Source organism: Paracoccus sp. MKU1, from assembly GCF_001447385.1.
GTDB lineage: Bacteria > Pseudomonadota > Alphaproteobacteria > Rhodobacterales > Rhodobacteraceae > Paracoccus.
Map to the genome: position 1 here is coordinate 24206 of NZ_LLWQ01000011.1, position 24577 is coordinate 48782.

At 64.6% G+C, this 24577-nt stretch carries 17 protein-coding genes, 1 tRNA gene and 1 rRNA gene; 5 read left to right on the forward strand and 14 right to left on the reverse strand.

What is annotated here, in order from left to right; translation table 11 throughout:
• Positions 1 to 99 precede the first annotated feature (99 nt).
• From AQY21_RS01115 to AQY21_RS28320, 9 genes are all read right to left on the reverse strand, one after another.
• Positions 100 to 1152, reverse strand: coding sequence for a toprim domain-containing protein (locus AQY21_RS01115; protein WP_058096065.1), 1053 nt, complete (start codon positions 1150 to 1152; stop codon positions 100 to 102).
• Positions 1152 to 5477, reverse strand: coding sequence for a strawberry notch family protein (locus AQY21_RS01120; RefSeq protein ID WP_058096066.1), 4326 nt, complete (start codon positions 5475 to 5477; stop codon positions 1152 to 1154). Before AQY21_RS01120 ends, AQY21_RS01115 begins: the two co-directional genes overlap by 1 nt.
• 146 nt (positions 5478 to 5623) lie before the next feature.
• A complete protein-coding gene (locus AQY21_RS01125; protein ID WP_058096067.1) occupies positions 5624 to 6268 on the reverse strand; it encodes a hypothetical protein in 645 nt (214 codons plus the stop codon).
• Positions 6261 to 6677, reverse strand: coding sequence for a hypothetical protein (locus tag AQY21_RS01130; protein ID WP_058096068.1), 417 nt, complete (start codon positions 6675 to 6677; stop codon positions 6261 to 6263). Before AQY21_RS01130 ends, AQY21_RS01125 begins: the two co-directional genes overlap by 8 nt.
• A 66-nt stretch (positions 6678 to 6743) precedes the next feature.
• Entirely contained in the window at positions 6744 to 7292 is a 549-nt protein-coding gene (locus AQY21_RS01135; protein ID WP_058096069.1) for a hypothetical protein, read from the reverse strand.
• A 195-nt stretch (positions 7293 to 7487) separates the two neighbouring features.
• Positions 7488 to 7652 carry a hypothetical protein gene (locus tag AQY21_RS29240; RefSeq protein WP_107325957.1) on the reverse strand — a complete coding sequence of 55 codons (165 nt, stop codon included), beginning with the start codon at positions 7650 to 7652 and terminating at the stop codon, positions 7488 to 7490.
• Positions 7653 to 8069: 417 nt separating this feature from the next.
• The gene (locus AQY21_RS01140) at positions 8070 to 8375 is read right to left on the reverse strand and encodes a hypothetical protein (RefSeq protein WP_058096070.1); all 306 of its coding nucleotides are present in this window, start codon (positions 8373 to 8375) and stop codon (positions 8070 to 8072) included.
• Positions 8376 to 8466: 91 nt separating this feature from the next.
• Positions 8467 to 10605, reverse strand: a complete 2139-nt coding sequence (locus AQY21_RS01145) for a ParB/RepB/Spo0J family partition protein (RefSeq protein ID WP_058096071.1) — start codon at positions 10603 to 10605, stop codon at positions 8467 to 8469.
• A gap of 279 nt (positions 10606 to 10884) precedes the next feature.
• Positions 10885 to 11823, reverse strand: coding sequence for a hypothetical protein (locus AQY21_RS28320; protein ID WP_152988040.1), 939 nt, complete (start codon positions 11821 to 11823; stop codon positions 10885 to 10887).
• Positions 11824 to 12227: 404 nt separating this feature from the next.
• On the opposite strand from AQY21_RS28320, the gene AQY21_RS01155 reads away from it, so the two are divergent.
• Positions 12228 to 15917: an AAA family ATPase gene (locus AQY21_RS01155; protein WP_058096073.1), complete on the forward strand. Its 3690-nt coding sequence runs from the start codon at positions 12228 to 12230 to the stop codon at positions 15915 to 15917.
• A gap of 127 nt (positions 15918 to 16044) precedes the next feature.
• Here AQY21_RS01155 and AQY21_RS01160 read toward each other — a convergent pair whose 3' ends face one another.
• Both AQY21_RS01160 and AQY21_RS01165 read right to left on the reverse strand, forming a co-directional pair.
• On the reverse strand, positions 16045 to 16443 hold the full coding sequence (locus AQY21_RS01160; RefSeq protein ID WP_058096074.1) for a DUF2958 domain-containing protein: 399 nt from the start codon (positions 16441 to 16443) through the stop codon (positions 16045 to 16047).
• Complete coding sequence (locus AQY21_RS01165) at positions 16440 to 17393, reverse strand: ArdC family protein (RefSeq protein ID WP_058096078.1); 954 nt, start codon at positions 17391 to 17393, stop codon at positions 16440 to 16442. Before AQY21_RS01165 ends, AQY21_RS01160 begins: the two co-directional genes overlap by 4 nt.
• A gap of 418 nt (positions 17394 to 17811) precedes the next feature.
• Here AQY21_RS01165 and AQY21_RS01170 point away from each other — a divergent pair, with 418 nt between their 5' ends.
• Both AQY21_RS01170 and AQY21_RS01175 read left to right on the forward strand, forming a co-directional pair.
• On the forward strand, positions 17812 to 18843 hold the full coding sequence (locus tag AQY21_RS01170; protein ID WP_058096075.1) for an AAA family ATPase: 1032 nt from the start codon (positions 17812 to 17814) through the stop codon (positions 18841 to 18843).
• Positions 18794 to 21307 (forward strand): S8 family peptidase, encoded by a 2514-nt coding sequence (locus AQY21_RS01175; RefSeq protein WP_082657886.1) that lies wholly within the window; start codon positions 18794 to 18796, stop codon positions 21305 to 21307. Before AQY21_RS01170 ends, AQY21_RS01175 begins: the two co-directional genes overlap by 50 nt.
• An 81-nt stretch (positions 21308 to 21388) precedes the next feature.
• Here the strand turns inward: AQY21_RS01175 and AQY21_RS01180 are convergent, their stop codons facing one another.
• The gene (locus AQY21_RS01180; protein WP_058096076.1) at positions 21389 to 22132 is read right to left on the reverse strand and encodes a hypothetical protein; all 744 of its coding nucleotides are present in this window, start codon (positions 22130 to 22132) and stop codon (positions 21389 to 21391) included.
• 320 nt (positions 22133 to 22452) lie between these two features.
• Here AQY21_RS01180 and AQY21_RS29140 point away from each other — a divergent pair, with 320 nt between their 5' ends.
• Positions 22453 to 22695, forward strand: a complete 243-nt coding sequence (locus tag AQY21_RS29140) for a hypothetical protein (protein ID WP_152988041.1) — start codon at positions 22453 to 22455, stop codon at positions 22693 to 22695.
• A gap of 13 nt (positions 22696 to 22708) precedes the next feature.
• Positions 22709 to 24361, forward strand: a complete 1653-nt coding sequence (locus AQY21_RS27155; RefSeq protein WP_082657892.1) for a recombinase family protein — start codon at positions 22709 to 22711, stop codon at positions 24359 to 24361.
• Here AQY21_RS27155 and AQY21_RS01190 read toward each other — a convergent pair.
• Both AQY21_RS01190 and rrf read right to left on the reverse strand, forming a co-directional pair.
• A tRNA-Met gene (locus AQY21_RS01190) sits at positions 24318 to 24394 on the reverse strand. The genes AQY21_RS27155 and AQY21_RS01190 overlap by 44 nt on opposite strands.
• A 57-nt stretch (positions 24395 to 24451) precedes the next feature.
• Positions 24452 to 24566 (reverse strand): 5S ribosomal RNA (gene rrf, locus AQY21_RS01195).
• Positions 24567 to 24577: the final 11 nt, after the last annotated feature.

Sequence of the window (24577 nt, forward strand, 5' to 3'; positions counted from 1 at the left end):
CCGCTCGCCCTCCCGAAGGCCGAGGCGCGGTCTTTCTGCCCGATGACGCTGCACTCCCGCGCCCATGATCCGTTCGCCACAGGCCGATCACCTGCTCCGTCACGGCGCCAGTATCGGACCCATGAAGCGGCTCACGTCCTCCGGGGCAAGTTGTGGCCGGACCCAGGCCCGAAGCGCATCCCGCCCGCGCGCCACGAGATCGTCGTTGAAATCCCCCAGCATCGGCGAGAGTGCCAGCGCCTCGACCCCGGCCTCGCTGGCCCGGGCGACCAGCGCCTCCCGCGCGATCCGTCCTGCCGGATCGTTGTCGCAGACGATATAGAGCCTGCGCAGCTGCGCAGGGAACAGGAGGGCTGAGAGGTGACCCGCAGACAGGGCGGCGACCATCGGCAGACCGGGCAAGACCTGGCGCAGCGACAGGATCGTCTCAATGCCCTCGCCCGCGGCCAGTATATCCTGCGCGCGGCCGAAGCGGGCGCCGTGCCCGAGAAGCGCGCCCATCGCTTTTCGCGGTGGATCGAGAGGTGCCTTCTGTCTGCCGTCCCGTGCAAGCCAGGTACGATGCGCGCCGGTGAACGTCCCCTCGAGTTCGGTGACGGCGGCAATCAGCGCAGGCCAGGTCTCGGTCGCCCCCCCGCCCTCGGGCCGCCAATAGCAGTCCGGCAGAAAGCGCAACGGATCGGCGTCCTGCAGATCCGCGATACCACGCCCGCGCAGATAGGTTTCGGCAAGGCTGCCCGCGATGGGCCGGGCCATGCGCCAGAGCCGTTGCGCCGCGCCGGTCGAGCCGGATGGTCCCGCGATGTGCCGCGAAGGGTGGTCCGGTGCGGCTGGCGCCTCCTGCGGCAGGCTGAGAAACCGGCGGGCTTCCTCGGCGATCTCGGCGAACTCCACCAGCCCGAGACTTTCGCGGATGACGTCGAGAAGGTCGCCATGTTCGGAACTGGCCGCATCGACCCATTTCCCCGCTGCCCCCTTGCCCGATGCGCGACCCGTCAGCCGGACGAACATAGACCGACCTGGCCTGTTGCGCACGTCGCCGACCAGCCAGTAGTTGCCCTGCTTGCGCCCGTTCGACAGGTAATGCCGACAGACCGCCTCGGCCTGTCGGCCGAGACGCTCCGCCAGATCGGTGGCCGTGAGCCGGGTCATCACGCCGCCTCCCGCTCGCCGATCCGCTCGATCGGAAACCGCGCGAAGAGCTTTCCGAGCACCTCGATGCCGGTGGCGTCGACGGGCACGAAGAAGCGCAGCTTCCAGGCGATGATTTCGGTGAAGAGACCATAGGCCCGCAGCCGCTCGCGCATCGCCTCGGTGAAGCCCATAAGCTCGATGCGCTGCACGCCCATGACCCGCGCGCGGCGGAGTTGCAGCCCTTCGGCGAGATCAAGGATGGTGCGCCCCTCTATCAGCGCGGCATGGGCGGCCTCCGGGGTCAGGGTAGTCATCGTCCCGGTGACCGAGGCCGTCGCGGCCCAGGCGGGCGAGACACGGCGACCGATGATCCGTTCGCCGTCATCGGCCTGCAGGCGATAGACGCGGGTCGAGTCCGGTGGCAGGCGCTTCCAGATCGGCAAGAGAAGCCCCGTCACCATATGGAGCGTGCTCTCAGTGAACTCCGGCACGCCCGCGCATTCCGCATCCCATGCCGAAGAGAAGCGGGCGACATCGGCCTCGACCCAATGGGTCTCGCCCATCAGCCGCAACGGCACCGCCTGCCCCTCCATGGGCCGGATCAGCCGCACCCGCCGCTCGATCTCGCCATCATCGAGCATGATGCTGGTCGTGGGGATCTGCACCGCGGCCCGGCCCGAGCGTTCGTTGATCAGGAGCCGCGCCCGCGGATCGGAGAGTTCGGCCAGCGCCGCCTCGCGGGTGACAGGCTGGTTTCGACGGCGTTCCGCGATGGTCAGAAGCCGGGTTTCGGCACCGGTGCCGGGATGGGTGTGGATCACCTGGCGGTCGATGACCCGGAAGCTTTCGGCGCGGAGGGTCTCAAGCCCCATGTCGTAGCTGCCCGAGGCCATGGCCCCGGCAATCCGCGCCTCGAGGAGCTGCTCGAAGGCTGCGAAGAGAATGCCCTGCAACGCGATGGGGAGAGCCAAGAGACGGTTGAGGAAGGTGGTGATCGGCGGCAGATCGTCCTTCAGGCCTGTCGCATCCATCAGCTTCAGGCCGGTCGCTGCTTCAAAGGCCTCGAGCGAGCAGCCGTCCACCTTGCCTTTCGCGATCAGCTGATAGAGCTGGCGCAGCGCATCGCGGGCATAGGCCGATTCCAGATTGTCCTCAGGCCGGAACAGGCCCTGTCCGCCGGTCTGGCGCTGGCCGCGGGTGATTGCGCCCAGCGTGTCGAGGCGGCGGGCGATGGTCGAAAGGAAGCGCTTCTCGGCCTTCACATCGGTCGCGATGGGCCGGAAGAGCGGCGGCTGGGCCTGATTGGTGCGGTTCGTACGGCCAAGGCCCTGGATCGCCGCATCCGCCTTCCAGCCCGGTTCCAGCAGATAATGGACCCGCAGCCGCTGGTTCCTTGCGCCAAGATCGGCGTGGTAGCTCCGCCCCGTGCCGCCCGCGTCGCTGAAAACGAGGATCCGCTTGAGGTCCTCCATGAAGGCCGAGGTCTCGGCAAGGTTGGCGGAAGCGGCGCGGTTTTCTACGGCAAGGCGCGCCTCGCGCCCCTCGCCCTTGCGGACGATCCGGCGGGATCGGCCTGTCACTTCGGCGACCTGATCCTTCCCGAAATGCTGGACGATCTGGTCGAGCGCGCCCGGGACGGCCGGGAGGCCGGCAAGCTGTTCGATCAGGGCGTCGCGCCGGGCAACAGCCTCGCGGCATTCCACGGGGTGGCCATCGCGGAACACGGGGCGCGACGAGAGGTTGCCCTCCCCATCGGTAAAGGGCTCATGCAGCTGAACCGGGAAGGAATGCTGCAGGTAGGACAGGACGTATTCACGCGGCGACAGGTCCGTATTCAGATCATTCCACTCCTCGGTCGGGATCTCCGCCAGACGCCGTTCCATCAGGGCCTCGCCGGTGGAGACGATCTGCACGACGCTGGCATGGCCCGCCGCAAGGTCCCCTTCGATCGCCCGCAGGAGCGTCGGGGTCTTCATCGAGGTCAGGAGATGGCCGAAGAAGCGCTGCTTGGTGCTCTCGAAGGCCGAGCGCGCGGCGGATTTCGCCTGCCGGTTCAACGTGCCCTCGCGCCCGGTGATGTTGGCCGCCTCCATCGCCGCGTCGAGGTTGTTGTGGATGACGGCGAAGGCCCCGGCATAGGCATCATAGATGCGACGTTGCTCCGCGCTCAGGCGGTGTTCCAGAAGGTCGTACTCCACGCCCTCATACGACAGGGACCGGGCGGTATAGAGGCCGAGCGCCCGCAGATCACGGGCCAGCACCTCCATGGCGGCCACGCCGCCCGCCTCGATCGCTTCGACGAATTCGGCACGGGTGGCGAAGGGGAAATCCTCGCCGCCCCAGAGCCCGAGGCGCTGCGCATAGGCCAGGTTGTGCACGGTGGTCGCCCCAGTGGCCGAGACATAGACGATGCGCGCCTCGGGCAGCGCATGCTGAAGCCGCAGCCCGGCCCGGCCTTGCTGTGATGCGGCGACATCGCCGCGTTCGCCCTTCCCGCCCCCGGCATTCTGCATGGCATGGCTCTCGTCGAAGATGATGACCCCGTCGAAGTCGCGGCCCAACCAATCGACGATCTGGCGGACCCGCGAAACCTTCTCCCCACGGTCGTCGGAGCGCAGCGTGGCATAGGTTGTGAACAGGATGCCTTCGGCCAGCGTGATCGGCTTGCCCTGGGCAAAGCGCGCGAGCGGGGTGATCAGAAGCCGCTCCTGCCCGAGCGCTTGCCAGTCGCGCTGCGCATCCTCGATCAGCTTGTCGGATTTGCTGATCCAGAGGGCCTTGCGCCGCCCGCGGAGCCAGTTGTCGAGAAGGATGCCCGCCGATTGCCGCCCCTTCCCCGCCCCGGTGCCGTCACCCAGCATGAAACCGCGCCGGAAGCGGACGGCCCCCTCGGCATCATCGTGCGCGGCGCTTACCGTGTCGAAGGTGGCATCGACCGTCCAGGACCCGGCCAGGTGACCTGCATGCGCCTCGCCCGCATAGATCACGGTCTCAAGCTGCGCCTCGGACAGGCGGGCGCGGATGTCGGAGGGCAACAGGGGCCGATAGGTCGGACGCGGCGGCGCGACCGAGGCCATGGCCGCCGATTGCACCAACCGGGTCGGATGCGGTTGGGCGCCGGGGATGCGGATCGCCTGCAGCGCATAGGGCTCGTAGATGGCATCGGACAGGCGTCCGCCTTCGGGCGGCGTCCAGTCGATGGCGTCATACCCGAGTTCGACAGCTTCGGGATTTCTGCCTTGCGTCGGCACGGGACGTGCCGGGCGGATTGGCCGACCACGCGTACTACGGACTGGCGGCGACAAGGAACGGCCGACCGGAGCGGTCAGCTGCGGCAAGGACTCCGGAAGGCGCCCGGGCACTTGCGCCGCGATCCATCCGAGCAGCGTCTGCACATCCGGCGCAACGTCCGGCGAGGCCGGAAAGGCGGCAGGATCCTCGGCGGGCTGCTTGTCGATCACGGTCAGCCGCGTCTCGATCGTCGTGCCATGCCGCGCATAGACCGATCCGTCGATCGCAGCGGAGAAGACCACCCGACCGCGCGCCTGAAGCCAGATGAAGGCGTCCCGCCAGGCCGGTGCCTCGGGCGCGAAACCCGCCCCCGTGATAGCGACCAGCCGCCCGCCGGGCGCAAGACGCGCGAGCGCCGAGGCGATGTGTCGAAAGGCGGCCTCCGTGTGGCGCCCCGCGACATGGGCCAGGGCCGAGAACGGCGGGTTCATCACGACGACGGACGGCACGAGCCCCGCATCCAGATGGTCATCAATCTGTGCCGCGTCGACCCGCGACAGGATCGCGGCCGGAAAGAGGGCGGAAAGGAGATCGGCGCGCGTCGCCGCGAATTCGTTGAGGATCAGCCCGCCGCCCAGCGTTTCGGCGAGAATGGCCATCAGGCCGGTTCCGGCCGAGGGTTCGAGCACGACATCCTCAGGGGTGATCCGAGCCGCAGCCAGAGCCGCAAGGCCGAGCGGGATCGGTGTGCTGAACTGCTGAAAATTCTGGCTGTCCTCCGAGCGGCGGGTCTGGCTCGGCATCAGGGCCGCGATTTTCGTGAGCTGCGCCAACCGGGCGTCCATGCTGACGGCCTTGCGGAACAGCGCAGGGCCATACTTGCGCAGGAACAGGACCGTGGCGACCTCGCAGGCCTCATAGGCGGATTTCCAATCCCAGACGCCGGCAGCGTCCGAGGCGCCGAAGGCGGTTTCCATGGCCGCGCGCAGGATCGCAGCGTCGATGCGCGCGCCGCGCTCGAGATGCGGAAGCAGAAGCCGGGCCGCGGCCAGGATGGCCGTAGCAGGCGAAATCGATGCGGCCGGAGCGGCCGCGGGGGAAAGGCTGTTCATGTCGGAGGACCTCGGGAGAGCGGGACGGGCAAGGTTCCGGACGGCGCTCTCTCCCCCGCCCGGACCCGCCCTGTCGCGGCCCCCCTCTCCCTCTCGCACGCGCCGCAAAAAGGAAGCGCCCCGACCTCGCGGTGGGGCGCTTCAGGTCACCCGAAGCGGCGACCGGCTTCGGTGAAGGTGTAATCGTTGGCGCGCAGGCTCTCGTCGACCGCCTCGTCGGAGGTGAGATACTCGTATTCCCGCTCGAGCTGCCGATAGAGCCAACGGGCGAGGTCGCGCAGCGCCTCGGTGACGATGTCCTCGGCATCGGGTGTCATGTCCTGCCCGGTCGGGCTGTCGCGTTCGACACTGATGCGCATGCTGTATTCATGCGAGTAATGCCCGTAATGGGTGATCTCGGCGCGCAGCTGGAAGAAGTTGCGCCGCTGGATCGCCTGGAGCCGGTCCGCGATCCCGTGCAGCACGGCGTCCTGCGGAGCATAGGCACGCAGTCGGGCCGCTGCCCCTCTGGCATGTCGCCAGACCCCTTCGTAGCAAGCGCCGTCGCCCTGCGACCAGAAGCCCCGGAACCAGATGCAGGGGTCCTGACGCGTGCCGCCGCCCATCAGACGGACGGTCCTGGTCCGGAAGTGGATGCCGAGAATTTCTGCGATGCTCTGGAAATCCTCGTAGACGGCATCGTACCAGTCGTAATCGAAGCCCCCCTCACGATACCAGGCGCGGGCCTTTTCCTTCGCCGCCTCGGACAGTTCATCGAGGCGGTAGACCGTGGTTTCGATCACTTCAGGCATGGCTCGCACCCTCCGTCAGCAGGTCCGACAGCCATGCATCGGTGGAGATCCAGTCGACCGTCTCGCCGGTCGCAAGGTCGATCACATGCGCCCCGCCGCCGAACCCTTCGACCCGAGGCTTCGAGCAGGTCGAGGCATATTGCAGGCCCCACCGGCCCGTCAGGCCAAAGGCGGCGGCGCAGCGTTTCACGAAGGCGATGACCTGCGCGGGATCGCCCGTGCCCTCGTCGCGCATCCAGAGCATCGTGCCGCCGTGCTCGGGCTGGATCGACAGCGCGAACCCGTCCGAGGGCGGGTCCTCCGTCGCGTTCTGTTGCGACAAGGCGGTATAGAGCTCGAGCGCGCGGGCGGCATTCTCGGGCGTACCCACGTCAAGCAGGCAGGAAAACTGCGTGTAGTAATCAGCCATGACAGCCTCTGGACAAGCGAAGGCCCGGTGCGCGACCGGGCCGGTTTCGGGGAAAGGACGAGGACATCAGGCGGCTTGCGGCAGGCTGAGCAGCGCCGCCGCTTCTTCCCGCCAGACGGGATCGACCAGCCGCGCCTCGAGAAGGCTGGCCTGGTCCCGCAGGGTTCTTGCGGTTTTTCCATCACCGCGCCCGTCTGCGGCGAAGGCCTTGCCGCGCAGCCGGCTCGCCTCGGTCACGATCCGGCGCGCCTCGGCGTCCGAGGCGACGGGCGGTTGCCATAGGATGACCCCGGCGCGGATCGCTCCAGCGAGAACGAGACCCTGCGCGCGATCCTCGATGAACGCCAAACGCGGCAGAAAGCCGGGACGAGCGACCGCGCCCGGATAGTCGCCGTTCAGCACGACCCGCGCAGCAAGGCGCATGGCCTCTTCGGCACAGGTGACCTCGCCGAGGGGAAGACTGTGCTCCTGCGGCGCAGCAGCATCGTTCAGGCTGATGCGACCGAGGCAGGAGACACGCAGCGGCAACCTCCGCGCGCCCTGCAGCGCGGGAAGGACGTCATGGGCCAGGATCTGGCCGATGGGGCGGAAGCCGCCCTGTCGGGAAAGGATCATCGGGAACACTCCGCGACGGGCGGCGGAGGCCTCTCCTCCACCTCGCATCCGTCACGGCCCAAAGGCCCGCCCTCTTCCTCTCCGCTGGGGGCTGCGGCCCGGGCCTGGCGCGTGCCTTCGCGCTGCAACCGCGGCGGAAAAGCCCGGAACCCGCGCGCGGGTCCGGGCCGTGCAGGCTTGAGGCGCTGCCGCGCCTCAGGCCCAGGGATCGAGCTCCAGTTTCACCATGCTCTCCTCGCCGTCGAATTCATCGGCGGGCATGGCGCCATGGGTGCCGTCACCGGCCTCGAACACGACGATCGACACGAGCAATGTGGCGGCGAGGCTGGCGGCGAAGGCGATGGCATCTGCATAGGACATGGGTTCCGGCTCCTGTCTTGGAGGCGAGGGACCATCCCCCGCGCGACAGGCGCCCGAAGTGTCTGACCGGAACTGCACTCACCCTCGCGTGTTCAGGCCCCTGAACGCCGAGGGCGGCACGCGCGCGTAAGCCGACCCCTGTGGGGTTGAATGCCAAAGAGACGGATCAGACCAAGGTCAGCGAATGGAAGCGGGAGATGGTCTTTGCCGCAGATCGGCTGCCGGACTCCCGTCACAGATTCCCTGCCGTGCCAGCCTTGACGCTCCGCGTCTCGATCCAAACGGAACTGGGTGCCGGTGATTTCGCACCCGATCCCGACGCCAGAATGCGGGTCGAGAGGCCGGGTGAAACTGGCACTTGATCCACGCACGGGCATGCAGCCACGCCCTGCATCGACGGACAGCGTCGCCGGGGCTTCAGTCCCAGAGCCCCTCCGCGATCTCGCGCGCGACCATGGCACGCGCCTTTAGCATGACCTCGTCGCCGGACAGGTCGGCATGGCCAAAGAACCGGGCCCTGGCACCAAGCTGAATCCAGTCGGCGTAACGGCAATACGCGCGCGCCTCCAGACGGAAGGCGCGCAGGTCTTCGGCCCAGTGGGGCTTCGGTTCCACGACGACGGTGATCCCGTTGGATGTCTCTTCCCAGGGAAGCGACCGCTCGGCCACCGGGTTGGTGCGGTCCTCGCGGAAGATCTCGTCGATATCGATGACAGGGGGCATGGTGTCTCCAAAAGCGGAAAGGCCCGGCAAGTGGCCGGGCCAGGAAATGATGATCGGGCAAGATGGGGCGACCTTCGCCGCCCCAGGGTGATCACTCGGCAGCAACGGGGGGCAGCGTCTCATCCTCATCTTCGGCCGGTGCATCGTCCTCACCCGCGAGAAAGTCGGGCAGGTCTTCGCTCTCGGACCCAGACGCCGTGTCGACATCTGCGCCCACGTCCGGAAGGGCCCGGCGCAGCGGTTCCGGCAGCCAGCCGGTATCCGCCAGCAGGCGCTCGGCCTCCTTGGCCATCTCGCCCTTCTTCAGGTGTCCGATCAGATCGGCCGCGCGGTCGCCGGCACCCTCCCGCACCGCCTCGATGATGCGCGGCTTGGTCACCCGGCCGAGGTAGTTCTCGACCGTCGGCCGCCAGCCCGCCGCGACCATGTCGAGGCCCGTCGCCTGCGCCAGACGATCAGCCTGCGCAAGGCGCTGCGCCAGCCCGTGCTGGCTCACCCCCATGCCGCCATAGGGGTTCGGCTTCTCGTAGAGCGCGTTGACCCCGAAGCTCACGCAATGCGCCAGAAGCTCCATGCGCGACGCGTGGTCGAGGGCGTCGAGCCAGTCCCACAGCGCCGTGTCATCGGTCGGCACGTGATCGCCCCAATGCTCATGCCGCTCGGCGATCGAGATGGCCGAGGCGCTGTCGCGCAGATCCTCGGCCTGCGCCGGGAAATGCACCTCGCGGACCTGCGCCTCGAGGCATCCCCTTCCCGACTGCCGCAGGAAGCTGTCCGACACCAGTCGATGCAGAAGCGCGGTCAGCGCGACATGCGGGGATTTCGCCACGGCATCCCGCAAGGCCAGCGTGCGATGGGCGGTCAGTTCGGTGACAAGGCGGTCCGGCAAGGGCCGGATCGCGTCCGCCCCATCCTCTTCGTCGTCGCCCTCCACGGCCGCGCCGCCGATGGTGATGACAGCCCGGGGCGGCTGGCCCGGTTCAGCCCCTGCGGGCATAGACCCATCTGCCCCATCGGCACCCTCACCCTCGGGTTCCGCGACTGCCTCGTCCTCGGGCCGGACATACCCCCGCTCGACCCGCAGCCGACCGTCGGAGTCGATGCTGACGAAGGCACCGGCCTTTGCCATCTGACCGGGGGTATAGACCATCGGGCGACTGTCGAAGGCCTCGAGCGTCGCCTCGATCTCGCCGAGCCGCTGGTCGACCTCATCGGGCAGCTCCTCCGCCTCGGCATGCTCGGCTTCCAGCCGGTCGTATTCGTCCCGCAGCGCTTCGCGCGTCGCGCGCTCATCATCGGTCAGGTCCACGGTCGTGCCCGCCAGTTGCCGAAGCCCCTGCAGGTGGCCATAGGGGAAGTTCACGGCGACCTCGATCCACTTCCAGCCCTCGGCGGCGATGGTCTCGGCTTCGGCCTTCAGCTTCTCGCCGACCAGACGGTCGAGCAGGACCGGATCCTGCAGCCAGCCGCCATCGTCCTGCTGGAACAGATCGCGCAGGACAGAGCCGCCCGCAGCCTCATAGGCGTCGATGCCGACGAACAAGGCCCGCTTGTCCGAGGCGCGCACCGTGGTTTCGGTCAGAAGGCGGCGGATGTGATAGGGCTCCTTCTGCCAGCCGTTCCGGATCGCCTCCCAGACCTGTTCCTGCCGGGCGTGATCCTCCGAGACCGTGAAGGCCATCAGCTGCTCGAGCGTCATGGCGTCCTCGGCATAGACCTCCAGAAGCGCGGGTGCGACCGACGCGAGGCGGAGGCGCTGCTTGACGACCTTCGCGTCCACGAAGAAGGCCGCGGCGATAGCGTCTTCGGTCATGCCCTTGTCGCGCATGGCCTGGAAGGCGCGGAACTGATCGAGCGGATGCAGCGGTGCACGCTCGATGTTCTCGGCGAGCGACAGCTCGTCGATCACGATGCCGGTCTGCGCCTCGGACAGGACGCAGGGCACGGGCGCGGTCTTGGCCAGACGCTTCTGCTTCACCAGAAGCTCCAGCGCCCGGAAGCGGCGCCCGCCCGCCGGGACCTCGAAGAGGCCGGTTTCCTGACCATCGGCGTCAAGGAGAGGCCGGACATGCAGGGACTGGATTAGCCCGCGCCGGGCGATCGACTCGGCCAGTTCCTCGACCGAGACCCCGGCCTTGACGCGCCGGACATTCGCCTGGCTCAGCACCAGCTTGTTGAAGGGAATGTCGCGCGAGGACGACAGCGTGATCTTGTGAATGGCAGAGGCCATGGTCGCAACTCCATGACGGGCGCCGGGGAGCCTCTCTCTCCGGCCTCCAACCCGTCACGAAACCTGAACCTCACCTCTCCCTCTCATCGGGGTGGCTGCAGCTTTGTGCATGTCGGGGCAGTCGTCAGACAAGTTCAACACTGGCTATTGTTACAAGAAACCAAAGGAGGTTTTTTCCAAGTCGTAGGCGGACGCAATCTTTGCCCTGAAAAGCACGATTGCCCGCATCAAGACACATGCTTTGCAGCGTGTGTCCTGGTCACCCAGATGCTAGCCCAATCAAGGACCGCCCAAGCTGCCAAGTATGTGTATTGCTTCGTCGCGATCCCCTGCCGGATCATAATCTGTACACCCGATCGCACTGGACGACATCCAGACCTTGCGGCCTTTGGCCACGCAAAAGGCGTCGTGATTGTTCACTCGTCCACCGTTGTTCCGGCAAACCAAGCAGGACCTGATAGCCCGACTATTCTCAAAAGCTTGCTGGATTATGAAAGCACGCAGATGATCCAGAACCGTGTTCCACGACCTTGTCGGATGCCCAAGCTTAACATCGACAATAGCATGAGCGAGGAGGTGCGGATCAGAGAGGATCTGCTCCTCGTCCCGGGTTCCCACCCCCAATTCCGAATACCAGACTTTCCCGCTTTTATAGAGCAGAAGCGCAAGTCCATTCGCCGAGCAGGGAGTCTTGCACAGATGCGGCGCTGTATCTGGGTTTGGAAGATTGTGGCACCGAGTACATCTAAAACTAGTATCGATGCCATCCCGCAGGCGGTTGGCCGCATCCTCGTTTTGAATTTCAATTTCGATGATCGGAAGGCCGCTTGATATTTTGGTCTCATCGCAGGGATGGGTCACGGCGATCTCAAGGAGCATGCGAGCGTCGGACTTGCTCGAGGACAGCAGAATGTCGGCTATGAAGCCATCCACCCCTGCCTCCACAGCGACCTGATCAAACATCGTCGTAAGGTCTGTCCCATAGGGCGCGCGTTTCGCCGTGCATGAAAATCCAAATGCTTCCTCATAGTAGGAACAGACGACCGGACGGTCCCGAGTTAACCAGTATGGCTGACCGGTCCGGATGGCCTCACTCAGGACCGAAAAAAGCGTCATCTTGGCAAGTTGATGCAGGTAAGTCTCGTTGTGGCAGTCAGCCGGACGGCCCGCTTTGTGTTTGAAATGATGCTTTCGGGTGCGTCCCAGGGCAGGGACCATCAGATGGCCACATGCTAGGCAGGTATAAGGTCCTTGTGCATAGCGGTCATCCGAGTTGACCTCACATATATCAATCAGATTCCCTTCGCCGGTCCGTACATAGCGGCTGGCGTCAGGTCCGTACGATCCTGTCGGAGGGCGCGCACGCCCCCAGCTTGGGGCTCCGATGTCAACGTAACCGCGGCTGCGCATCTGTTGCTCCTAGATCAGTCCGGCGCTTAACATTGACCACACCGCAGCGGAGCGAAACAGGAATTTGCCCATGTGTTCGACCCTTGATCGCTATCACGGTGTTCTTGCGCTGTTGCGACGGACATGGCACATCGTTGGGATGACAATCCTCGCGTCCATGAACTCGGTAGTTTGAGGAAAGACTGCGCAGATTAAGTTGACCGAGGGGGAGTATGTTTCATCTCACAATGCGGGTCGCCTGGCATGGTTCGCGCTGGAATGGGCGGGTGTGCCCGGCTCCTTCGTCCAACGCGTTCTGTGTGGCGCTCGATCGTATCCGGGAAGAGAAGGACGACGTTGCGGAAGATGCCCTCGCTGGCAGGCCGTGGCATGAACTGACTCAGGGAGAGCTGCCGCCCTGCAAAGCGGAATCCGGTGCCTTCATGAACGAGACGGAGTGGACTCGTCGCTTCAATCACCCCTATGCGACGATCAAGAAGGCGGCGGCGACACACGGACACTTAGAGCCCACAGATGTGAAGGTGCCGCCCTTCGCAACATTCGCGGTCCCGTTCGGCTGGATGTTGCGGAGTGAGCAAGCCGCCATCGACGCAAAGCTGCCTAGCCCGTTGCCATCTGACGAGGAGTCGCCGTTCGCGAGCCCCTGGGTGTTTGGCCGCGCCCGACAGACGGCGATAGTTGACCATGTATTCAATCACCTTACCCCCGAGCGCTCGCTCGTCTTCTTTTATTGTAAGGAGGGCCAGCCACTTGGCGACACGGTGCCACGTCTGGTTGTCGGTGTCGGTCGCATCCAATCTATCGCCCCGGTGAAGTACTACGACGCCCCTGCGGGCAAGAGCGCTTATCCGATGTGGGATCGTCTTCTCCGACACTCGATCCGGCCGGACGGCTTCGACGGGTTCCTGCTGCCATATCACGACTATCTCGAGCCAACAGGCGACACGGCCGAGGACGCCCGTCGAGCTGAGCTTCTTGCAGAGATCGCCGTCCCAGCCGATCCGGCCCACATGCGGGTTTTTTCTTATGCCGCAGAGTTGGCTCCTGCGGATATTGCGCTTTCGACGCTGATCCGATGCCTAGAGTCAGTGCGGAAGATCCGCTCCCATGGGATCGCTGCGGGACCATGGGAGCGTCGTGAGGAATGGCTCAACACGCAGATCGGCCTAGCTTGGAAGGATCGGGGCGCGTTCCCAGGGCTCGGTTCGGCCCTGGAGGCGTTGGGCATGCGACTGGGCACGGCGCTCACACTCGAACTGCTCGCGTCGGGCGCGGTCGGGAGGGATGAGGACCCCTGGCCTCACATTGATGCTTTGCTGCGTGGCCAGACGAGGCCGCCGCAGCCCACCTATGACGCTGATGTCAAGGCGGTACGCGACACCTGGCTCAACTTGGCGGACGAGCGTCGAGCGCTCCTGAAGCTGCTCTCGCGTTTCGCGCTCACCCCGGCTCAAGCGAGCCGCTGGTTTGATTCCACCAAGCGCGCCGCGGCCTGCACGGCTCTCACTACCGACGCCGAAATCATCGAAAACCCCTATCGGATCAGCGAGGTCGACCTCGGCGACGCGAAAGAGTCGGCGGTCTCGGTTGGAACGATCGACCGCGGCCTCCTGCCGGACGCGACAATCGCCACCTTACACCCGGTGCCCAGTCCATCACTTGTTCAGTCCGCAGCGGACCCGCGCCGCCTACGTGCTGCGCTTGTTAGTGTGCTGCGCCGCGCATCGGAAAACGGTGACTCGTTACTCAGCGTTACCGAAGCTGTGGAAAAAGTGGCCGCGCTCCAGCTAGCCCATCCCTGTCTGATCGGGGTTGATTGGCCAGCTACTAACGCGGCGGCACTGACTGGTGTTGTCGAACTCATCGACCTGCCCGCGCCCCAGGGCCAGCACGCCGGGATCTCCGCGCTGCAACTCACCGAGCTGAAGTTGCGTGAGGAACGGCTTCGGAGCGTCCTGTCGAAACGGGCAGGCAAGGCGGCCCCTGAGGTCTCTTCCGATTGGAAGAAGCTTCTGGTGGAAGCGATCGAGGCGGCAGGGGGCGCGTATGATCCAAACAACGCCCGTCACGTCCTCGCCATCGACGAACAGGCTGCCGCACTCGCGCGTGTGACCTCCCGGCGCCTAACTGCGCTTGTTGGGCGCGCCGGCACCGGCAAGACGTCGGTGATGGGAGCGCTCTTGCTGAATTCGGCGCTCGCTCGCGACGGCATCCTGCTACTTGCCCCGACAGGTAAGGCGCGGGTCCGGCTAGGGAAGGCCGCTAATGCCGAGGCGATGACGGTTGCTCAGTTCTTGAACGAACTCGGAAGATACGACGGCGTCCGCCAGCGTCCACGGTTCCAAGGTAGGGAGAAGTACCGCAAAGAGAAGACAGTCGTCATTGACGAATGTTCGATGCTCACAATGGATGACCTTGCGGCGGTGCTCGAAGCGCTCGACCTCGCACATGTTCAGCGGCTGATCTTGGTCGGCGACCCCAACCAGCTGCCGCCCATCGGAGTCGGACGTCCATTTGCCGACCTCACGTCATATCTACAGACTACGGAGGCGCAGAGCGACGCCGGCCTGCCGCTTGGTGACGCGCTGGCGAGGCTGACGGTCGAGGTCCGCGCCGTTGCAGGCGCAGAACAAGCGTCGGACACGCTCCGGCTCGCCTCTTGGTTTACAAGGGAGACTCAACCCGTCGATGCTGATCGAGTGCTCAGCGATTTGGAAACGGGGCGACCGTTCAACGACCTCGATCTGTTCTTCTGGACAACGCCCGACGAGTTGCGGAGCCGGCTTAGCGAGGCGTTCCAGAAGCATCTTGGGCTTGCGCAAGCTGGCGATATCTCAGGCTTTAATGCCTCGCTCGGCATCGACGAGCGCGGCTGGGTCTCTTTCGACCTGCCCGGCGGCTCCGAGCAGTGGCAGATCCTCTCACCGGTCCGCATGCATCCACATGGGGTGCGCGATCTCAACCGCTGGACCCAACGTCGCTATCGTGCGCGCGAGCTCAAGGCGGCGACTGACCCATGGGTGGTAAGCCTCGGTGACGAGAACATCGTCATTCGCGACAAGGTTATCCAGGCTTCGAACCAATGGCGTAACGCCTTTGACGGGCAGCAGTCGGGTGACCATTATGTCGCCAATGGGGAGGTCGGGCTCGTCGGCAACGGCAAGTCTCCTTGGCTGAACGTGATCTTTGCCGGCCGTCCCAACCTTCGGTTTGGGTACAGCGGCCGCGACTTTCCAGGCGGATCCGGGCCGCTGGAACTCGCCTACGCGATCACCGTACACAAATCGCAGGGCAGCGAGTTCCAGAAGGTGTTCGTCGTGTTGCCCAAGAACTGCCGGCCGCTTTCGCGCGAGTTGCTCTACACGGCACTCACCCGTTCGCGCCGCCAGCTCGTCTTGCTCATCGAGGGCGATAATCCTTCGGTCCTCTTCGACTACACTCGTCCTGAGAGGTCGGAGACCGCACGACGAAACACAAACTTGTTCCAGGGCGTGCTCCGACGTGTCGAGTCCGAGGTTCCATATGCCGAGAACCTGATACATCGAACCGAGAAGGGTCACTTGGTTCGGAGCAAGTCGGAGCTTGTGATCGCCAATATGCTGTTTCAATCCGGCGTCGAGTACGAATACGAGCGCGTGCTTGACGGAGAGGTCGAGCCTGGCCGTCTTCGCCCGGATTTCTCATTCGTCACGGCTGACGGCGATCTGATCCTTTGGGAGCACCTCGGCATGATGGCTCGCGAGGACTACCGAAAGGGTTGGCAGTGGAAGAAAGCGTGGTACGAAGCTAACGGCTTCAGCTTGGGTCGAACGCTCTTCACATCGCAAGACGATGATCGCGGCGGGTTGGATTCGGCAAGCATTCGGTCAAACGTCGACGCGATCAAAACTTTTCTGGAATGACCAGCGGCTGACGCTGAAACACGCTGTCCTTTCTGCCAGCCTATGGGATGCATGTATACGCTGGACCGCCCCGCCCCCTTATCCAAGAGAGCGGCGCGATCCTCTGATGCAAGGCTGCCGCGGCCAACTACAGCCCGCCCGACCCCGTGCGTCCGAAACCCGCGCGCCCTTCCCTCTGCGCTCGCGCATGCAGCTCCCGCTCCGCCGCGCTGATGCTGCCCTCGGTTCGCGCAGCCTCGGCCCAGACCGAGATCGGGAACAGCCCCTCGAAGTGCAGGTCCCGCTCGATGCCCATGCCAAAGGGCAGCCGGATCGCCGCCATCTCGCTCAGCGACCAGGAGCCCAGTTCCGGGTAGCCGAGGTCGGCGAGGCCGAAGAGGATGTCGCCGTCTTCATCGAGCTCGGTGGCCAGCCAGGTGCCCTGGCCGAAGGGGTTGAAGAACTTCACGACGGGGATGTGATCGGCGTCCGGTGTCCGACCGTTGTCAAGAAGCCGCGCGCGCATGCTGGGGGTCAGGAGGATCATGCCGCTGCCCTCCCCTTTCCGGTCGCCTCGGCCGCGGCAGGCTCCGGCAGATGGGCCAGAAGCCAGTCCGCGGCCTTGCTCGCCTGCGAGGCGGCGCGGACGATGGCGCGGTTGTCTTCGCGCAGCACCTCGAGCCAGGAGCCGATGTAGTCGGCATGGCGCACGGTGGGCACGATCCCCAGCGCGGCGCAGCAGAAGGCCGCGTTCATCTCGGCCACCAGTTCCTCGAAGGCATAGGCCTTGGTCCCGAAACTCCCAGAGAAGTCCCGCCCCAGTCGCGAGGCATGGCCCGTGGCGTGGCCGAGTTCATGCAGCGCGGTCCGGTGCCAGTTGATCGGCTCGAAATAGGCCTGCGGAGGGGGCACCTGGACGTAGTCCAGCGCCGGGACGTAGAAGGCCCGGTCACCGCCGATCCGGAAGTCGATGCCGGTGGCGCGGATCAGCGCCTCCACCTGCGGCTCGATCATGCCGGGCGGCGGCGGGGGTGCCACAACGGCGATCTCCTCCGGCAGGCCCTCGCATTGGGCGGCGTTGAAGACGGTGAAGCGCTTGAGGAAGGGGATCTGTCCGGGCGCTTCCCCTGTTTCCCGGGCGCGGCGCTTTTCGTCCTCGGGGGTGAAGCGATCGGCATAGACGACGGTCGTGCCGCGCTCGCCCTTGCGGACATTGCCGCCGAGCGCCAGCGCCTGGCGGAAGGTCAGCCAAGCTTGCGTCGGATAGCCCTGCTGGACCACGGCGCCCCAGAGGATCAGAATGTTGATCCCGGAATACGGACGCTCCGTGGCCGCGTTCCGCGGCAGGGCAAGGGGCACCTTGGCAGAGGCCGTGCCCCAGGGCTGGACCCAAGGCAGCCGCCCCGCCTCCAGCTCAGCGATGATCCGGGAGGTGATGTCGTCATAGATGCTGCTGCGGGCGCCGCCGTCGCGGCGCGCGCGGTCCTGTCTGGCCATCGGGGTGATCTCCAAGACGGGCGCCGGGGGCCTTTCCCCCGACCCTCAACCCGTCACGGAAACCCCGTCTGCACTCTCCCTCTGAGGGGGCGTTGCGGGGTCCCCCCGCTCGAAGGGGGTGTGTCGGCAACGCCAGTGCCGACCAGGGGGAAGGCTTTCCCCCAGCATCCGGACCTGAATGATCTGACCTCGCAACGCCGTGCTATAGGCAAACCGCGCCGATTGGCGGCTCGGCGGATGTCAACGGGGATTCCTTGTTTGATCAAGAGATGCTAGGCTCAGCGGGCTTCCGACCCGGTGGAGTCTGACTTGGGCTGCTTCTGACGACCGATCCGTTTCGGGAGCCAAGCAATTGTCTCCCTTGATCAATTGACGGATCAGGGGGCGAGAACAACCCAACGGGTGCGTAAGGTCACACATGGCGCGGAGCGATCTTCTTGTATCCTTGATTCGCGCGGGTGCGACCGGCGACAGAGAGATGCTGCGCTCCACCACCGAGGCGATGGTCGCCGAAGAACGTGCAAAGAAGCATTTCATCGTGGCCGACCGCATGCAACGCGCTTTGGCGGCTGTTCCGATCACACCGCCTTCGCTGACAGCAAGCTCTCCTCACCTGGCCGGACCCAACGGTCGTGAGGCAATCCTGGAGATCACGCCGCAGCTTCAGCTGGAAGACCTGCTCCTCCCCCTGCCAGCGCGGGAGAGCGGACGACAGCTGCTTGAGGAGCATCGCAGGGCGGACGTCTTGCGCGCAAATGGCTATGAACCTCGGCACCGCGTCTTGCTTTCAGGGCCTCCTGGCAACGGCAAGACCTCGTTCGCCGAAGCCATTGCAGAGGGACTAGGACTGCCCTTTTTCGTCGTCAGGTATGACGCCCTGATCGGCAGCTATCTTGGTGAAACAAACGCCCGGCTCCGGAAACTCTTCGACTATGTTCGAACGACCCCGAGCGTATTGTTTTTCGACGAGTTCGACGCCATCGGCAAGGAACGCGGCGATACACATGAAACGGGAGAGATCAAACGGGTTGTCTCCTTCCTGCTCATGCAGCTCGACCAGCTTCCCAGCTATGTCATTGTGGTCGCAGCGACCAACCATGGAGAACTGCTCGACCGCGCGGTCTGGCGTCGCTTCCAGATGCGCCTGTCCTTTCCGGCGCCGAAGAAGACTGATGTCACGGTGTTTCTGGACCGGATCATTTCGGGCTGGCCGGACGCCCCCAAATTGTCGCTCAGCCGCTTGGCCGGTAGACTTGGCGATGTCAGCTATGCAGAGGCGCTGGATTTTTGTCAGAATGTCAGGCGGCGACAAATTCTTGGTTTAGGGGAGGTTTCGGTTGATGAGGCATTGCGCGCGGAACTGGATCTTTGGACTTCGCGCGTCACGCCAGAGTTCATAAATGCCGAGCGATCCGACAAAACCCCTCCTGAAACTGACGCCGAGCGCTGATCAGCCCCGCCCAAAGGGCAAGCCGAAATACACTCCGCCGCCAGCCGCGTTTCCGCGCGACCGTCAGACAGGCACCTTCGGTCCGAAATTCACGCGTCTCGCCGAAATTCTTGCACGCGGCGATGGGGTGCTTGAACTGCGCGCCGACCCTGCAGGGCTCGCTCCGGAACGGCTTTTGGTCTTCGAAGTTCGCGGCTCAATAAGCAGGTTTGCCGAGGCCATCCGCCAGGTTGCCGGGCTTGAACTGGTGGATGAAGAAGAGCTCGAGAGCGACGAGGAGGACAAGCAACCTGTCGCCTACCTGCTCGTTCCCGACATGGTGGCCCTGCGCAGCCTTGAGTCGCTGTGGCGGCGTTGGCAGGCCGGACAGCTGGGCCGAGGAGAAACACCTTGGGCCAAGGTCTTCGATCATCTCAGGGACCTGCGCGCCTGGGGACCAGACGACCGCGTTCAGTCGGCAGACAGGACCTTTCTGTCTTCTATTCTCGAGGGCCATCACGACAACGACCTGATCCGACTGGAGATCGAACTCGTCTTCAGGGCCAATGAGGCCTCCGCTCGGCAGAGTGAAGAGGAGACGACACGTGCGCTGATCGCGCGCGGGGGCCAGGTTCTGTCACGCTGCCGATTGCCCGAGATCTCCTACCATGCCCTGCTTGCTGATATCCCGGCCTGGGCTGTGCGCGAAATCATCGCGCGGGAGATCGGAGGCATTGCCGGTCTCGACGCCGTCATGCACATCCGTCCGCAATCCGAGGCCACGGCGGTCGAAATCGGTGATGCTGAAGACGCTCCCGAGGCCGCGGACCAAATCGCTGAACTCGGTGAGCCGATCCTTGCCATTCTCGATGGTGTCCCGGTCAGCGCTCATAGGCGGCTGGCCCGCCATATCGACCTCGACGACCCCTTCAATCTTGAGCCGGATGCGCTCGTCGTGACGCGGGCGCATGGAACGGCCATGGCATCCCTTGTCATTCATGGCGACCTCAACCGCGGCGAAACACCCCTGCCGCGCAAAATCCACATGATCCCAGTCCTCGGGAACAATGACGACTTCCCGCCCAACCGGCTCATTGTCGACATGATCTACCTGGCGGTGACCCGACTGCGCGATCAGCGCCCTGGGATCGTGATCGTCAATCTCTCGCTCGGGAATCGCTATCGGCCTTTCCAGAACCACCTTTCGCCTTGGGCCCGCCTTCTCGATCGCCTCGCCTATCGCTTCGGCCTGCTCTTTGTGGTGAGTGCCGGCAATCAGGTATTCCCTTTCGGCATGCCGGGCTATGCCACCAGCCGGGACTATGAGGCTGCAGATGCAGCAAGCCGCGCGAGGTCGATGGTTGAAGCACTGCATGGCGTCATGGCCGATCGCCGCCTGCTTTCGCCGGCGGAGACCATAAACGGCATAACCGTTGGCGCAGCGAACATCGATGCCGTCGGGCCTGCGGATCGCGCAATGGCGCGAGCCTTGATCGATCCCTTCCCGGCACATGTCGCAGCGAACCCCTCGAGCAGTCTGGGTCCTGGCTTCGCCAGATCGGTCAAGCCGGACATCCTGATGCCTGGCGCCCGGGAACACATGGCCTGTGTCGGCAATCACCGACACATAGACGTTCGCCCGGCCATGGCGTCGCGCGGCGCCGGTCTCAAGGTCGCAGCCCCACCGCGGGCAGGTCGTGAAAATCTTGACGGCTATTCGAACGGGACCAGCGCAGCGGCAGCGCTGGCATCGCGGACCTGTCACCGCATTCACGACGCCCTTGAAGCGGCCTACGGCGCGGCGTTTCTGCAGATCCCGGCTGTGCAACGTGCCGTGCTGCTGAAGGCCCTTCTGGTCCATCCTGCTCAATGGCCACAGGAGATCGCCGAAGTCATCAAGACCACACTCGGTCCTACCGGTCGCGGCCAGGCGTCGAAACAGCGGGACAATATTCGGCGCTTCCTCGGCTACGGCTATGTTGATGCGGAGGACGCACTGGCCTGTGCCGCCGATCGGGCCACCTTCTTTGCCACGGGAGTCCTCGAGTCCAATCGCCTCGCAACGATCGACGTGCCGGTTCCGGTGGCAATCGGCGGCAAGGCAAGACCGCACAGTCTGTCGGCGACCGTGGCGTGGTTTTCCCCGGTCCTGCCGGGTCGCAAGACGTATCGAAGTTCTCGGCTGAAAATCGTCACACCGGCAGAACTCGACGCGCTTGCCGTTTCGACGGAGCGTTGGCATCCGGACGAAAATCAGAGCAATCGCGGGACGGTGAGTTCGCGACGCTGGAGCGGAGCGAATGCACCGGTCGTCACACCGAACATGACAGTACCATTGGTCATACAACGCGATCCCGATCAAGGCACGGCGATTGACGACGCCATCCCCTTCGGCGTGGCCGTGACGATCTGCATGCCGGGTGAGATCGGCATCTACGACGAAGTGCGAGCCCGCGTGGTGCCGCCGGTCCAAGCGCGCCCGTAACGTGAGTTGGTTTCCTAGCCGCCAATCAGCTTGATGCGGAACGAGGTCAACAATTCAGCGGATTGTTCTTTTCGGTGATATCTACCGCCAGGGCTCCGGCTCGTAGGCGGCCTTGGCCACGACCTTGCTGGCATCCCCACGCGACCGGTAGCGGCCGATCAGTTCACCGATGGCGGCATCATCGACCGCCTGCACCCGGTAAAGGGTCAGGCTCTTGTCGCTGTTGGGCTTGAGTTGGAAGACCCGACCGTTCTTCCGGCAATAGACGAATTTCGAGCCCTTGATCTGGGTCCAGGGACAATCGGCATAGGAGAGGAGCCGTCGCTCCCGCTCCAGCCGCGCCTCTTCCGAACGGCGCTCGTCCTCCGCCCGCTTTTCATCGCGCAGCCGCTGCCATTGCGCGCTGGTGTAATCCAACAACCGCCCAATAATCGCGGGCATCTCCGTGCCCGCCGCCTTCTCGGCCTGATAGATCGCGAGGCACTCGGCTTCGAGCTTCGGTTCGGGATCGCCGAGATACTCCTCCTCGATCATCGATTTCATGCGCTGCTCGAGATCCGTCATCGTCAGGGCTGGACCTGGAAGGCTGTTGAGGAAATCGAGCATGTCCGCCTTCGGTATCCAGCACTCGATGGCCGCACCGAGGACCTTGTCACGCGGTCCTTCCCATTTCTTCCAGACCGAACTGTCCTGATCTAGCTTCGTGACGATCTCGAGGGCCAGCTTGGCGAGGGAGCGCTCCTCCCGCATGTGCCGCAGGGAGGGGCTGCGCACATACTCGGCCAGAAGGCTGTAAACGACCTGGGTTCGCTGAGACATGAACATGGATGGCACCACCCGTCGCCAGTGCGACGTCAATGAAATTGATCTGATGCCATAAGATTTTGCGTCATTCGAGTTCGTCGATCAAGAACTGCGCCAAGTCACCCACGGTTGCGAGCCGCTCTGTTCTCGGGATGCATTCGGCCGGGGCGAGACCGTCGCGAACACATATCTGCGGAGCTTATGGGCACAGCTCCCCCGGTCTTTGCCATATGCTGGGGCGCGCCACGCTACGCTGGTCTGCGACCGGCGCGCCGAACACCGGCCAAACGCCGCCGGGGCTACACCTCTGAATCTCTTTGCATATCCGGAGGATCGCCCTGATGCTCGCAAGCATGACCTTGCGAGACCCATCAAAAACAGGCACCTTTTCTCCGAGCGACCGCGAAGCGCTGCTCGAAGCCCTGCTGTTGGAGGGGCCAGAGCTTACGTTCACGCCGCGCGGCTCGCCGGACCCGCGGCTCAAGCGTCTGGTGGCGATCCTGGCACGGCAGGCCGCCCGGGAGTGTTACGAAGAGGAAGTCAGGCAGGCCCGGGAAAGGCGGACGACCGCGCCCCGCGCCTGAAGGGAGCGCTTGAATGAAGGTCGCGATCTACGCCCGCTACTCGTCCGACAACCAGCGTGACGCGTCCATCGCCGACCAGTTCCGCCTGTGCCGCCTGCATGCCGAGAAGCAAGGCTGGCGCGTGATCGAAGAATACAGCGACCACGCGATATCCGGTGCCTCGATGATCCGTCCCGGCATTCAGGCGCTGATGGCCGACGCCATGCGAGGGCGGTTCGACCTGATCCTTGCCGAGGCCATGGATCGCATCTCGCGCGATCAGGAAGACATCGCCGGGATCTTCAAGCGCATGTCCTATGCCGACGTGAAGATCGTCACCCTGTCAGAAGGCGAGGTGACGCATCTCCATGTCGGGCTCAAGGGCACGATGAACGCCATCTTTCTGAAGGATCTGGCGGACAAGACGCGCCGCGGCCAACGCGGTCGGGTCGAGGCCGGCAAATCGGGCGGCGGGAACGCCTACGGCTACGACGTCGTCAAGAAGCTGGACTCCCGGGGAGAGCCGATCCGGGGCGACCGCACGATCAATCCCCAACAAGCCGAGGTGATCAGGCGCATTTTCCGCGACTATGCTGCAGGCCAGTCCGCCAAGGCCATCGCCTTCGCCCTGAACAAGGAGGGCATCCCTGGCCCGACGGGCGGTGACTGGGGCTTCAGCACGATCAATGGAAACCCGAAGCGCGGCAACGGGATCCTGAACAACGAGATGTATATCGGCAAGATCGTCTGGAACCGTCAGCGGTTCATCAAGGATCCGGACACGGGAAAGCGCCAGGCCCGGCCTAATCCCGAATCCGAATGGGTCACCCAGGAGGTCCCGGAACTGCGCATCCTCGACGACAATCTCTGGGCGGCGGTGAAGGCGCGCCAGGAGCGGCACAAGATCGAGCCCGACGCCAAGGGACGCCCGGACCTGCCCAAAGTCCACACCCGTCGGCGCCCCAAGTACCTCTTCTCGGGGCTGACAAGGTGTTCCTGCTGTGGCGGTGGCTTTTCGCAGATCTCGGCCACGCTCATTGGCTGCTCGACCGCGCGCAACAAGGGCACCTGCGACAACCGCCTCAACATTCGCCGGGATGAACTGGAGGCCCGTGTGCTGACGGCCCTGCGCACGAAGCTCGTCGATCCCGAACTCTTCGCGCACTTCTGCGAGGTGTTCACACAGGAGATGAACCGGCTGCGGTTTGAAGGACGTGCGGGAATAGCAACAGCTGAAGCCGAGATTGCCAGGATCGATCGTGAGATCGACACGCTCGTGAACATGATCCTGAAAGGCGATGCCGCTGACGCGATCAATGCGAAGCTTCTCACTTTGGAGAGCCGGAAAAGGGAGTTGCAGCGGTTCTTGGCAGAGGCACAGGAACCGCCCCCGATGTTGCACCCAAGCATGGCCCTGCAGTATCGCAAGCGAGTCCAGCAGCTCTATGAGGCGCTTCAGGGGGACGACGAGGCGCGGCGGGTCGAGGCCGCGGACACCCTGCGGACGCTCGTGGACCAGATCATCCTGACGCCTGCGGGGGACCGGCTGGAGATCGACGTTCAGGGCGATCTTGCTGGAATCCTTGCGATTTCCGCACAAAGCAAAAACCCCGCAGCGTCTGCTACGGGGGCGCAAGTAAAGATGGTTGCGGGGGCAGGATTTGAACCTGCGGCCTTCAGGTTATGAGCCTGACGAGCTACCGGGCTGCTCTACCCCGCGGCAGGGCTTTCTCTGTCGTTTTTCTCGTTTAGAGAGATCTGGCTCGCTTCTTTTCAGGTCTGGCGGTGACCTACTCTCCCACGTCTTTTGACGCAGTACCATTGGCGCGACGGCACTTAACGGCCGAGTTCGGGATGGGATCGGGTGTTTTGCTCGTGCTAAAGCCACCAGACCGGAAAAGGA